The 12,747-nt window shown below is 55.0% G+C and carries 12 protein-coding genes, 1 tRNA gene and 1 pseudogene; 10 read left to right on the forward strand and 4 right to left on the reverse strand.

Annotated features, from left to right (window positions below; genetic code table 11):
* Positions 1 to 6: 6 nt before the first annotated feature.
* The 8 genes from J7399_RS04740 to J7399_RS04775 all read left to right on the forward strand — a co-directional run bounded on the left by J7399_RS04740 (position 7) and on the right by J7399_RS04775 (position 8,383).
* Complete coding sequence (locus tag J7399_RS04740; RefSeq protein WP_209084408.1) at positions 7 to 2,202, forward strand: chemotaxis protein CheA; 2,196 nt, start codon at positions 7 to 9, stop codon at positions 2,200 to 2,202.
* Positions 2,195 to 2,665 (forward strand): chemotaxis protein CheW, encoded by a 471-nt coding sequence (locus tag J7399_RS04745; RefSeq protein ID WP_209065150.1) that lies wholly within the window; start codon positions 2,195 to 2,197, stop codon positions 2,663 to 2,665. Before J7399_RS04740 ends, J7399_RS04745 begins: the two co-directional genes overlap by 8 nt.
* Complete coding sequence (locus tag J7399_RS04750; protein ID WP_209084409.1) at positions 2,662 to 3,570, forward strand: protein-glutamate O-methyltransferase CheR; 909 nt, start codon at positions 2,662 to 2,664, stop codon at positions 3,568 to 3,570. Before J7399_RS04745 ends, J7399_RS04750 begins: the two co-directional genes overlap by 4 nt.
* Positions 3,567 to 3,953: a response regulator gene (locus J7399_RS04755; protein WP_209065152.1), complete on the forward strand. Its 387-nt coding sequence runs from the start codon at positions 3,567 to 3,569 to the stop codon at positions 3,951 to 3,953. The genes J7399_RS04750 and J7399_RS04755 overlap by 4 nt, the downstream gene beginning before the upstream one ends.
* A 23-nt stretch (positions 3,954 to 3,976) precedes the next feature.
* Positions 3,977 to 4,321, forward strand: coding sequence for a hypothetical protein (locus J7399_RS04760; protein ID WP_209065153.1), 345 nt, complete (start codon positions 3,977 to 3,979; stop codon positions 4,319 to 4,321).
* 39 nt (positions 4,322 to 4,360) lie between these two features.
* On the forward strand, positions 4,361 to 5,572 hold the full coding sequence (locus J7399_RS04765; RefSeq protein WP_209084411.1) for a PAS domain-containing protein: 1,212 nt from the start codon (positions 4,361 to 4,363) through the stop codon (positions 5,570 to 5,572).
* A 44-nt stretch (positions 5,573 to 5,616) separates the two neighbouring features.
* Positions 5,617 to 7,740 (forward strand): methyl-accepting chemotaxis protein, encoded by a 2,124-nt coding sequence (locus tag J7399_RS04770; RefSeq protein ID WP_209084413.1) that lies wholly within the window; start codon positions 5,617 to 5,619, stop codon positions 7,738 to 7,740.
* A 76-nt stretch (positions 7,741 to 7,816) separates the two neighbouring features.
* On the forward strand, positions 7,817 to 8,383 hold the full coding sequence (locus tag J7399_RS04775; RefSeq protein WP_209065156.1) for a chemotaxis protein CheD: 567 nt from the start codon (positions 7,817 to 7,819) through the stop codon (positions 8,381 to 8,383).
* An 89-nt stretch (positions 8,384 to 8,472) separates the two neighbouring features.
* Here J7399_RS04775 and J7399_RS04780 read toward each other — a convergent pair whose 3' ends face one another.
* The 4 genes from J7399_RS04780 to J7399_RS04795 form a co-directional block, all read right to left on the reverse strand.
* Positions 8,473 to 9,204 (reverse strand): amino acid ABC transporter ATP-binding protein, encoded by a 732-nt coding sequence (locus J7399_RS04780; protein WP_209084415.1) that lies wholly within the window; start codon positions 9,202 to 9,204, stop codon positions 8,473 to 8,475.
* Entirely contained in the window at positions 9,201 to 10,061 is an 861-nt protein-coding gene (locus tag J7399_RS04785; RefSeq protein ID WP_209084417.1) for an amino acid ABC transporter permease, read from the reverse strand. Before J7399_RS04785 ends, J7399_RS04780 begins: the two co-directional genes overlap by 4 nt.
* Positions 10,062 to 10,886 carry an ABC transporter substrate-binding protein gene (locus J7399_RS04790; protein WP_209084418.1) on the reverse strand — a complete coding sequence of 275 codons (825 nt, stop codon included), beginning with the start codon at positions 10,884 to 10,886 and terminating at the stop codon, positions 10,062 to 10,064.
* Between the two features lie 240 nt (positions 10,887 to 11,126).
* Positions 11,127 to 11,213, reverse strand: a tRNA-Leu gene (locus tag J7399_RS04795).
* A gap of 201 nt (positions 11,214 to 11,414) precedes the next feature.
* Here J7399_RS04795 and lipB point away from each other — a divergent pair.
* Positions 11,415 to 12,086 (forward strand): annotated as a pseudogene (lipB, locus tag J7399_RS04800) (lipoyl(octanoyl) transferase LipB); the annotation flags it as partial.
* Between the two features lie 250 nt (positions 12,087 to 12,336).
* Positions 12,337 to 12,747, forward strand: coding sequence for a cytochrome C (locus tag J7399_RS04805; RefSeq protein ID WP_209065161.1), 411 nt, complete (start codon positions 12,337 to 12,339; stop codon positions 12,745 to 12,747).

The raw sequence follows: 12,747 nt of genomic DNA on the forward strand, positions 1-12,747 counted from the left end.
TGAGTGATGTCCGATCTTCGTGACATGTTCTTTGAGGAATGCGACGACCTTCTTGAGGTTCTGTCGACCGGTCTGGATGATCTCCAGAACGGCAATTCAGACGCGGAAACCATCAACGCGATGTTCCGCTCTGTGCATTCCATCAAAGGCGGCGCCGGCGCATTTGGCCTGGATCGCCTGATCAAGTTTGCCCACGCATTCGAAAACGTGTTGGACGATTTGCGTTCAAACAAAATCGATGTCGACCCTAACATCACCGCACTGATGTTCTCGGGTTTCGACCACCTGAGCGATCTTGTGGACGCCGCGCGGGAAGACAACGACATGCCAGAGAGCGAAGGCGCGTCAGTGCTTTCCGACCTGAAGCTTGTCACCCAAAATGCCAATGGTGGCGTTTCGGAAGAAGACGACGCCGCAGAAGTGTCCTCTGACGATTTCGTAGCGGTGACGCTGGACATGGGGCTGGACCTCGATCTCGGCGGCGATGGCCCCGGTGATCTTCCGGGCCTGCCTTCCCTTGAGCCAGTCGCAGAAGGCGCCACTCACTTCGTGGTAAAATTCTCTGCAGAACCAGTGCTCTACGCACGTGGGCACGATCCAGCGCTGCTATTCCGTGCCTTGGGTGAAATGGGTGAAATGACCGTTGAGGCTGACACCTCAACAGTTGCACCTCTGGAAAGCCTGCAAGACGCACCTGCGGCCATCGCATGGACGCTTACGCTGCGCCCAGACGACGGGATTGACGAAAGCACGATCCGCGAGATTTTCGAATTTGTGGAAGGCCAATGCAAGCTCGACATCACCGAAGTTGCCGCTGAAGCCGCACCTGTGGTTGAAGCTGCCCCTGTTGTAGAAGAGATCGCCGCTGTGCCGGAAGCTGCCCCTAAGCCTGCAAGCCGTGCAAAGCCCGAACCTGCTGACAAGGAAGCGAAACAGGAGGCCAAAGGCGGAGACGGCGGAAAAAAGTCCTCTGAACCGCGCAACAGCACAATCCGTGTGGATCTGAATCGTGTCGACCGTTTGATTAACCTCGTCGGCGAGCTTGTGATCAGCGAAGCGATGTTGCGCCAGTCGATGAACGAGCTACCGGTTTCGGCCAACAGCGCGGTCAGCGAAGCCATTGGTCAGCTCAAGACGCTCTCAGGTGTTCTTCAGGAAAGCGTTATGGCCATCCGTGCGCAACCTGTACGCGGCCTGTTCCAACGTATGAGCCGCATCGTGCGGGAATCCTCTCGTCAGGCGGGTAAGACCTCTCGTCTGGTCATGGTTGGCGAAGCGACCGAGGTCGACAAAACCGTGACCGAGCGCTTGGTTGAACCACTGACCCACATGATCCGAAACTCCGTGGATCACGGTCTTGAAAAGGCGGAAGATCGGGTCGCTGCGGGCAAGCCGGAAATGGGCACCATCAAACTGGAAGCTGCACACCGCTCTGGCCGTGTTGTCATCTCCCTGTCTGACGACGGTGCTGGCGTAAACCGCGAGAAAGTGCGTCGCAAAGCTGAAGAAAAGGGGTTGGTACGTCCTGAGGATGACCTGACGGACAGCGATATCGACAACCTGCTCTTCCGTCCGGGCTTCTCCACAGCAGATGAGATCTCTCAGCTGTCTGGCCGTGGCGTTGGTATGGATGTTGTGCGCTCTGAAATTCAGGCGCTTGGCGGCCGCATCAACCTGCAATCCGAGCCTGGTAAAGGCACCACGATCACAATCTCCCTGCCGCTTACACTTGCGGTCATGGAGGGCATGCTGATCGAAGTGGCTGGCGAATCTCTCGTTGTGCCAACTGTGGCGCTGCGGGAAACGCTGCAACCGGGTCAGGCCAATATCCATGACTTCTGCGACGGTGACCGTGGTCTTTCCGTGAACGATTCAATGTTGCCGATTGTGGATCTTGGCGAGGCCTTGGGCTTCCGGACACCGCTGGAAGATCTCAGTGATCAATCGCTGCTGTTGATCGAAGGTGAATCCGGGCGACGCTCCGCTCTTGCCGTAGACGGCATCGTCGAGCAGCGCGAAGTCGTGATCAAAGGTCTGGAACAGAACTATCACTCCATTCCCGGCATTGCAGCGGCCACCATCCTCGGCAACGGCAAAATCGCCCTGATCGTGGACACCGACCAAATGATCCCCTCACCGGGTAATGGCAACCCAGGACTGCGCAAAGGGTCCGAACTTGTAGAGGTGAACTCCTATGTCTGAACAAGCAACCATTGAAAAGACCGATAACCGCATCGAGATCGTGTCTTTCACCATCGGTGAACAGGCGTTCTGCCTCGACATCGGACACGTCCTGGAAATCCGCGGCTGGACAAGCACAACCACGCTTCCTCATGCCCCTGACTACGTTGTGGGTATGATGAACCTGCGCGGCGCCGTGCTGCCAGTGATTGACCTTTCCATGCGCCTTGGCCTTGGCAAAACCATCCCGGAGTCACGTCACGTGATCATCATCGCGCATATCGATGAGAAGAGCGTTGGCTTCTTGGTGGATGCTGTATCCAACATCATCACGGTCAACACCGAAGAGATGAAGCCAACACCTGAAGTGTCTTCGTCCAAGACCTCGGCCTTCATTCGCGGCGTCTACACTCTTGAAGAGACGATCGTGCGTGCAATCGATGTGCACCAGATCATGCCTCAGGAAGCTCTGTCAGCAGCATGAACCAGGTGGCGCAACATACCCTTGAAGAGGGAACAATCAGCGATGCGGACTTTACCCGTATTGCCCAGCTTGTGCGGGAAATGATGGGCATCGACCTGCAACCACACAAGCGTACGATGGTTGCCTCTCGATTGTCTAAGCGCCTGCGCGCCACCGGTTTTGAGACCGTTGACGCATACATCGACTATATGCTGTCCCCGCAGGGCAAAGACGAACAATCGCGCTTTGTAAGCGCCTATACGACCAACATGACGCGCTTCAATCGCGAAGGGCATCATTTCGAGCAACTGGCGGAAGAGTTTCTGCCTGATCTCATGGACAAGGCGCGCCGCGGCAAAAGAGTGAGGATTTGGTCTGCTGGATGTTCCAGCGGTGAAGAACCCTATGGTTTGGCATTCCATGTTTTGGATGCTTGCCCAGAGGCCGCAAGCTTGGATGTGAAAATTCTGGCGACGGATATCGACACCGAAATTCTGGCGACCGCCAAGCAGGGTATCTATCCGACATCCTCAACCACCGCCCTGCCAAACGGACAGGCAGAAAAATACTTCTCCCCTCACGAAGGGGCGAGAGACCGTAGTTCAGTCAGCGACAAAGCACGCGACCTGATCAGCTTTAGGCGTCTTAACCTGCATGGTGAGTGGCCGTTCAAAGGCAAGTTTGACATCATCATGTGTCGCAATGTTGCGATCTATTTTGATGCACCAACCCAAAGCCGCCTATGGCGCCGGTTTGGTGAACAACTTTGCGACGACGGGCTGCTCTTCTTGGGCCATTCCGAAGGGATCGGTCCGGAACATGCCGAACTGTTTCACACAGTAGGTCGAGGCGTCTTTTCGACAAGCACCTCCCGCGTCGGCGGCACGAACGCTCACGCATCAATGCACATGGGGAACCCAAAATGAGCTTGAAAGATAAGCTACATGTCCTGGTAGTGGATGATATGTCCACCAGCCGTGGTCTAATCACGCAGGCGCTCGATGAAATCGGGGTCGTCAACTACCGCACAGAAAACGATGGTGCAAATGCTTGGCGCAGCCTGGCATCGAAACCTGTCCACCTGATCCTGTCAGACTACAACATGCCTGGCATGGATGGTCTTCAGCTTCTCGAAGGTATCCGCTCCAACAAGGCGACTGCGCGTACAGGCTTCATCCTGATCACCGGCCGTGCAGACCCCGAAACCATCAACAAAGGCGTCAAACTTGGGATGAACAACTTCATCAAAAAGCCATTCCAAACCGCCCAGCTTAAGGCCTGCATCGAAAAGGTCGTGGGGCCCCTGTAAGGGGCTCCCATAGAGGATCGCGTATGACAACTCGTACCACCGCAGATGTTTTGGCCACGATTTCCAAGGATGTGGCTGATCTCGCTTCCATCGCTCATGCGTTGGACAATCTGACCAGTGAGTTGGATTTGAGCGGCGCTGATCAGTCAAAAATTCGGGATTTACAGCGCGTGGATGCCTTGTTTCAGCATCTCGATGACATCGCGGTTTTGCTCGGCAACATGTCCAATATGATTGGCGCTGGCCCAGATCTCAATGTGCAGGATCTGAAGGACAGCGTCCGCTTGGACTACCTCAAATCTCGTCTCGCCAACGCGGACCAATCCATCGAAATGTCGCCTGATGCAGGCGCTGTTAACCTCTTCTGATCCACCAAGACTCAGCAACGAATTATTGGGATAACAACCATGAACGCCATGACCAAGATCGCCAGCACTGGCGCAGACTCTGCGGAAACAGAGGTCCGTTTTCCAGCTGAAAAAATTCTTGTTTCTGCAACAGATCAGCGTGGCGTCATCACCTGTGTGAGCGAGTCATTTTGCGAAATCGCTGGCTATAGCAGTGACGAGCTGATGGGCGCTCCTCATAAGATTGTTCGCCATCCAGACATGCCAAAGGGCGTTTTCTATCTGGTTTGGGAAACACTCAAAGCTGGTCGTCCAATCTGCACCTACGTGAAAAACCAGACCAAATCCGGCGACTACTACTGGGTTTTGGCGGTGATGACGATCACTGAAAACGGCTTCCTCTCTTCCCGGATCAAGCCTGAAGCCGAGCTTTTTGAAAAAACCAAACAGATTTATTCCACGCTTCTGCGCGAGGAAGCTCAAGGACTCACTCCAGAGCAAAGTGCGGCAAAGTTCAAGGAAATGCTGGCAGAGGAGGGTTTCCCAAATCTCGAAGCTTATAGCGGATTTGCCCTCAACGCTGAGTTCAAAAGCCGTAACATCATCAGCCCTGAACTTGCCCAGTCGTTCGCATCCATGGATGACTTGGAACTCCTGATCCGCGATATGCAGAATCTTGTCGACAACATCGAACAAGGCTTCGAACGCGTGCGCGGCGAACCGGTTAACCTGCGCATCCTCGCAGGCCGGCTGGAAGGCGCAGGCGCGGCACTTGGGACTATTTCGCAAAACTACGATGCGATGGCCAAAGAGATGCACGGATTGGTCGGACGCCTCCATGACCCTGAAACCGGCGCTCTACAGCAGATGTACAAGGCCGTTGTCTACGGGCGATCAACGCTACAAACATCTCAGCTGTTTGATGAAGCCTTCAAAGCAGCTCAAGCGCAAGAGAACCAATCCGAAGCTGATGCGCGAATGCTCCAAGAGCATGGAGAAAAGCTTCAATCGCTCTGCCGCTCCCGCATCATTGAAATTTCCTCCATTGGCAAATCCATCCCTGATATCTGCCGCAGCCTCCGCCGCCGGATCAACGGTCTCGATGTAGTGAAGCTCCTTTGCAAAGTGGAAAGCGGCCGGATGCGCGATGTCGACAGTGGTCTGGACGGGATCATCGCCCGTTTGGAGAACTTCCACGACAACACCGACCGCCATCTGGCGGAGCTGTCCGGAAAAGCCTCACAGGTCACGCAGAAAGGGGCGACGATCTAACAGTCAACCTTTTCTCGATTAGGATTTACCATCAGGGCGCGCACATGATCGGCTTCAAGAAGAAAAACTCCAAGACTGCCAACACGAGCATCAAAACCAAACTTCTGGTCGCTGTTGGCGTTTGCGCCTTGCTGGGATTGGGCGCTGGGACGGTATTTGAGTACTATCTTGAGCAGGGCAACACCGAACGGCGTTTGAGCCAGCGTTATGACTTGGTCGCCGATCTTTTCGCAACTCAGCTCATTGCGCCGACGCAGTTCCAAGATCCTGATCGTATTCGGGCGACGGTCGCCAAACTTCTGGAAAAAGACCCTCAAGTCTCTGCAGTAGATGTACACGCACCTTTAGGCGAGTTGCTCTACAGCTATGATGTTTCAGGTACGCGGGATCAGGCAACAACTGATGCCATCAACGGACTTGACGCGGTCTCTGACACCGCCTCTGGCAAAGCAACTGTTCTTAAGGCTGACGTATACGCGGCTCAACTGCCCATTCAGGCGCCAGGCGCGCGTGGCATCGTGGGGCAACTGAGCTACGCCGTCGACATCTCCGCAGATCGCGCAGCGACGTTACAGGAAGTCATTCTCGACATGGTCCGCACTGCGGTTGCTTCCCTGCTCGCTGTTGGGCTGATCATCTTCCAGCTCGGCAGACTTGTCAGTCGCCCGCTCAAGGACCTCGGAGAGTCCGTCGAGGAAATCGCGAATACAAATTTTGACGCAGAAATATCTCACACCAACCGCGCTGACGAAATCGGTGTAATTGCGCAAAAGCTCGAAACCTTCCGCGATCGTCTAGCAGACGACCAAAAGGCCCGCAAAGAACGCGCCCAAGAAGATGAAACTCAAAAGAAGGTCTTCAACCGTCTGGCCGAAGGGCTTGCAGAAATTGCAAATGGCCAGGTTGGTTGCTCGATCAACAGTTCAGAGTTCGGCGCCCTCAAGGAGGAGCAGCTCCGGATCTGTGAAGACTACAATGCATTGCAAGTAAACCTGCACAAGGTGCTTTCAGCGGCTTCGCAGACCGCAGAATCTGTCCGCGCCAGCGCACAGGAGATTTCTGAGAGCGTGGTGGACCAATCCAAACGGTCGGAAGCGCAAGCTGTGACCCTTGAGGAATCTGCAGCAGCCATCGAAACGCTGAGCGCTTCTGTCGAGCAAACTGCTGAAAATGCCGCCGAGGCCAGTGAACGCATTGTGAACAACCGCCATCAGGCGCAGGCCGGTGGCGAAGTGGTCGAGCTCACTGTGGAAGCGATGCGCAACATTGAGCAAAGCTCGGAGCAAATCACAGCCATCATTGGGGTGATTGACGATATCGCCTTTCAAACCAACCTTCTCGCGCTCAATGCCGGCGTTGAAGCCGCACGCGCAGGCGAAGCCGGCCGTGGTTTCGCGGTGGTCGCCTCAGAAGTGCGCGCCCTCGCGCAGCGTGCATCAGAGTCAGCAAACGAAATCAAAGACCTTATCCATCGCTCTGGAGAGCAGGTCACCAAGGGCAGTGAGCTTGTCAACAAAGCTGGTGCAGCCCTGCAGGAGATCATCACCGGCGTGAACCATGCATCCGATCTGGTAGCCCAAATCGCAACGGGTTCACGAGATCAGGCCGACAATCTCATCGAGATCAAGGAAAGCGTGACAGAGCTGGATCGCGTCACGCAACGCAATGCCGCGATGATTGAAGAAGCCTCGGCCGCAAGCCGCAACCTTTCCGAAGAGGCCAACCGCATGGCCGATGTACTCCAGACCTTCAAACTTTCCGGCGAAGCTGTTGCAACCGCAAGCGCTCCAAAAACTGCAGTGAAAAAACCGCAACAACAGCCCGAACCAGCTCCAGAAGCTGCTAACAAGATGAAGTCCAAAGAGCCGGCCGCTCCAAAACCCGCAAAAGACGCCGAAGCCAAGGCAAAAGAATGGGATGAGGACGCAGCGCGTGATGCGGTTGAGGTCAAATCAAAGGTAAAGAACCCCGCTTCAGCCAAGGCCAAACCGGCCCAAAAGGCCAAAGTGAAAAAGGCGCCGGCGCCAGTTCCCGAAACGAAAACCGATCCAAAGCCCCATAACGTCGCAGCTGCAACGCAGGTCGCGCCCCCAACCTCAACGACAAAGGCCGCGGTTGTGAACCAATCGCCCAACGATCTCTCAAGCGAAGACTGGGAAGACTTTTGACAATCCGTGAGCTGAAAATCAGCACAAATTCCAGGACCGAAACCCTGACACACCAATTAATAGAACGGAACGCGCCATGAGCCTAGCTGAAGCAGAAGCGATCAAAGGATTTAACGTGCAACCCCTGTTGCAGGGCGATGTACAGGTGTCCGATGATAACCAGCTGGTGATGACCACAATCCTTGGCTCTTGTGTCGCCGCATGTATGTGGGACGAAGTCGCAGGTGTCGGTGGCATGAACCATTTCCTCCTGCCGGGTACCGAAAATGACTCCTCCGGCGGCATGAGCCACGGTGTTCATGCGATGGAACTCTTGGTGAACGGCCTCATTCAGGCAGGCGCCCGCCGTGATCGGCTGCGTGTGAAGTTGCTAGGCGGCGCGAAAATGTTCAACAGCCGCATCGACATCGGTACCAAGAACGCGGAATTTGCGACTTGGTTTGTCAAAAACGAAGGCTTTGAGCTGGTGGATTGCTGCCTTGGCGGACAACGCGGCCGCAACTTGCGGTTCTGGCCCGTTGGCGGCCGGATCCAGCGGCGTTTCATGAAAGACACCCGACTTGTCGAAGAAGAAAGCGCACAGCGTATGGCCGCCAAAAAGCCAAAGGTCGACAAAAGCGTTGGCGACGTGCAGCTGTTCTAAACACCGTTTCAAACACATATCTGACTTTGGTTGCCGCCTTTCTGGCGGCAATTTTTTATTGAACTCCAGTCAGTTCGAAGTCGAAGGGATCAGAGCACTCGGGAAAGAAACGCCTTGGTGCGCTCTTCGCGCGGAGCAGAAAACAACTGATCTGGCGGGCCTTGCTCCAAAATGCGCCCTGCCTCAAGAAAACAGACCTTGTCTGCCAGCTCCCGCGCAAAACCCATCTCATGGGTGGCCAGCACCATGGTCATCCCCTGCTTCCTAAGGTCTCGCAGAACGTCCAGCACCTCGCCAACCAATTCGGGGTCAAGCGCGCTTGTGATCTCGTCAAACAGCATGATCTGCGGCTCCATCGCCAAGGCGCGAATGATGGCCACACGCTGCTGCTGCCCACCCGACAACTGGTCAGGATAGTGGTCCGTGCGATCCCCAAGCCCAAAACGCTCAAACATTTGAGCGACTTTGGGACGAAGTTCTTCTCGCCCATGTCCATGCACGCGACGCGGCGCGAGCATCACATTCTCCAGTGCGGTCATATGCGGAAACAGATTATAGCTCTGAAAAACGATACCGATTTTCTGACGAATGGGCTGCGGGTCCAACCCCGGCTCTGCAATGTCCACGCCATCCAGAAAAATCGCGCCGTCATCAATCGGCTCCAAAAGATTCATACAGCGCAGAAGCGTAGATTTTCCGGAGCCCGAGGCCCCGATCAAACAGACCATCTCGCCGTCAGCGACATCCAAGTCGATGCCTTTGCAGACTTCGTTTTCCCCAAACCACTTGCGCACCCCGCGCAAGGACAATTTTGCCGTCATGTACGCGCCCTATTTTGCTTGTTCATCAGATAATCCGCGTATCTGGTGGCCGGTATGGTGAGCGCCAGAAAGATAAGTGCGGCGCCAACGTAGGGTGTAAAATTCGCATAAAGCGACTTATAGACACCCGCTTGCCTAAAAATCTCCACCGGCCCAATGAACGACAGCAGCGCCACGTCTTTTTGCAGCGCAATGAACAGGTTCATATTCGCAGGCACCACATTGCGAATGGCCTGCGGCAGTACCACAAAACGCATTATGTCTTGATCACTCAACCCCAAAGACGCTGCGGCAGAGCGCTGCGAATGATGGATGGAGTCAATGCCCGAGCGGATGACTTCCGCCACATAAGCAGAGTAGACCAGTACCAGCGCCAAAGTGCCCCAAATGTACGGGCTGTTCCAAGGCCTCGGTAGCCCCAATCCGGGCACCCCAAAGCCGATGATATAAATCACCAAGACAACCGGCAGACCGCGAAACACATCCGTGTAGGCCATCCCAAACAGCCGCAGTGGAAAGAGCGCAGGCGCGCGCGTGTCCCGACACAGCGCAATCGCAAGACCTGTCACCGCGATAAGCGGAGCAGACCATGCAAAGATCATCACATTCAGCAAAAAGGCTTCAACCAGTCCGGGAAATGTCGCGACAAAGACCCGGCCGTTGAAAAACGACCTTTGAACCGCTTCCCACCCCGGTGCCAACGGCACAAGAAAAAAGATGGCCAGCCCCGCGCTGATCGTGGAGATGAGCGCGATGCGGGTGGCACGCTGCCGCACATTGGCCTCATAAAGCTCGCGCCGTGTTGGCGTTTTGGCGCGGTCAGTCACCGCGCCTTTACCGACCTTGGAGGTAGTCATTTATTTGATGACCGGAACGCCGGTGGCGTCGGCAAGCCATTCCGCCTCAATCGCAGCGAGCGCACCACTTTCGGAGAGGTCCGTTATTGCAGCATCCACGCATTCCCGGAGCGGGTTACCCTCTTCCATCAGCAAGCCAAACTTATCAGGGTTTTCAGACTGTTCCGGCGGAAACTGCCCAAGCAGCGTGCCACCATCAACAACCACGGCAGACAGATAAAGCGCGGTCGGCAGATCATAAAGCGCTGCATCAATCTGCCCCGCCATAATGGCTGCATTCACGTCAGCATTGTCATTGTAAAGCAAGGGATCACTTGCCGGCTTGACCACTTCGGCCAGGATCGGAAGCGCCGTGGTGGTGGCCACAGCCCCCCATTTGAGGCCCTGCAAACTGTCCAAAGTTGCTTCAGCACCTGCATCCACCACGCTCTGTGTGGTCAGAACAGCCATTGAAGAGACATAATACGGCAGGCTGAAATCCACCATTTCCTCGCGCTCCGGCGTGATGGAATATTGCTGCATATTGAAATCAAAGTTTTTTGCACCAGGCTGGATCGCCTCATCAAAACTCGTCCGCACCCAGGTTACTTGATCTGCACTGAACCCCATTTTGTCCGCAATTGCATAGGCTACAGCGGCCTCGAACCCTTCGCCGCTCTCAGGAGCGTCGTTCATAACCCAAGGATAATAAGCCGGGTTGCCAGTCGCGATTGTCAGCGTGCCCTCAGAAAGCGTCTTGCCCGCAGCACAGGTGCCCTCTCCCATTGCGAAGGCTGCAACCGACGTGCACATCAACGCCAAAGCTGAACTTGCTATCAATCTCATCAAACATCTCCACGAATTTCTATTTGGTGACAGGTTCTTACGCGCGAAGGGAATTGTCCAGACCAGCACGGGATCAATCGCCCTGACCTGCACTCAACTTCACAGCCTGCAAAAATCAGCGTCAAAAATCTAAAGATGCGACATGGACAGCAAGAAACCAAGGTTTCCAAACCAGGCCAAGTACGCACGACTGTCCAGAAAATCTTATAAGCTATTTAGCTGACGACATTTTCAGCTAAATGGTGCGGTCGAGAAGACTCGAACTTCCACTCCGGTTAAGGAACAGCGACCTCAACGCTGCGCGTCTACCAATTCCGCCACGACCGCACTTGCCCTGGTGGGTGAGGGGCTAATACCTAGGCTCGCTGGGGAAGTGAAGCGAAAAATGCGCTTCTTCAGATATTTTTTTGGCTGCGCCTCAGAGCATCAAATGCGGTGCAGATCTCAAAGGTTCAACGGTGTGGTTCGCCAATCCTCAATTGAAGCCGAGCCAAAAAACACTTAGGTGCCTATCAACAGCATAAACGGCAGGTTCACATGGTAGAATGGATCCACAGCGACGGTTTGGTTGACTACGAAACCGCGCTTGAATTTATGGAGCAACGCGCAACAGCCATTGCCGCCGGCGAGGCTGAAGAGTGCATCTGGCTGTTGGAACATGCCCCGCTCTATACGGCTGGCACCTCTGCGAAAATTGATGATTTGGTCGATCCAGAGCGCTTTCCTGTGTATCAGGCCAGACGCGGGGGCGAGTACACCTACCATGGCCCCGGCCAGCGTGTGGTTTATGTGATGCTCGATCTCAGCAAACGCGGCAGAGACGTCCGCGCTTTTGTGAAACAGCTTGAGACCTGGGTGATACAGACCCTGGCGGAATTCAATCTGAAAGGCGAAATTCGCGAAGGCCGCGTGGGCGTCTGGATCGAACGCGATGACAAACCATTGCGCGCTGACGGCTCAAAATCCGAAGACAAGATCGCAGCAATTGGTATCCGCCTCCGGCGCTGGGTCAGCTTTCACGGCATTTCGATCAACGTTGAGCCGGATCTTTCCCACTTTGGTGGTATCGTGCCCTGCGGCATCACTGAACATGGGGTCACCTCACTTGTCGACCTCGGCCTGCCGGTCACGATGGACGATGTCGACGTTGCTTTGAAACGCAATTTTGAGTTGGCGTTCCCCTCCCCTGCAGAAGTTTAAGAGCCTCACACCTCCTTGATCTGAGACCATTGTCGGGATTGCCGCTGAGCCTTTTCTAAGGCTCGCTAGGGGCGCTCGCGGCTCAACAAACACGATGCCCCACAAAGGCATTAGAAAGCGCGCCGGATCGTCGCGGGTGCTGGAAATAGGGCTTTTTCGCCCCATTTTCAGTTGCACTTGGTCGTCCCTTGCTTGAGAAATTTATCTTGCGCAACGCGTCGAACACCCATTCATCAACGAGGTTACTCTCATGAAATTCCTAGCAGCAGCAACAGCGGCACTTCTCGTCGCTTCGCCAGTTCTCGCAGAAGGCGACGTGGAGGCGGGCGAAAAAGGCTTCAAGAAATGCAAAGCATGCCACACAATCGCTTCTCCTGATGGAGAGGTGATCTTCAAAGGAGGCAAGACCGGTCCGAATCTTTATGGCGTGATCGGCCGCGCGGTTGGCTCTGAGGACTTCAAATACGGCGCAGGACTGCAATCCGCCAATGAAGCCGGTGCGGTTTGGACAGAAGAGATGCTGGCCGCTTATGTGGTCGATCCTAAAGCGTGGCTGTCAGACAATGGCTACGAAACCAAGTCCAAGATGACTTTCAAACTCAAAAAGGGTGGCGAAGACGTTGCCGCGTATCTGGCGTCTGTCGCGCCTGCTGCTGAGTAA

Source organism: Shimia sp. R9_1, from assembly GCF_017743775.1.
Classification (GTDB): Bacteria; Pseudomonadota; Alphaproteobacteria; order Rhodobacterales; family Rhodobacteraceae; genus Shimia.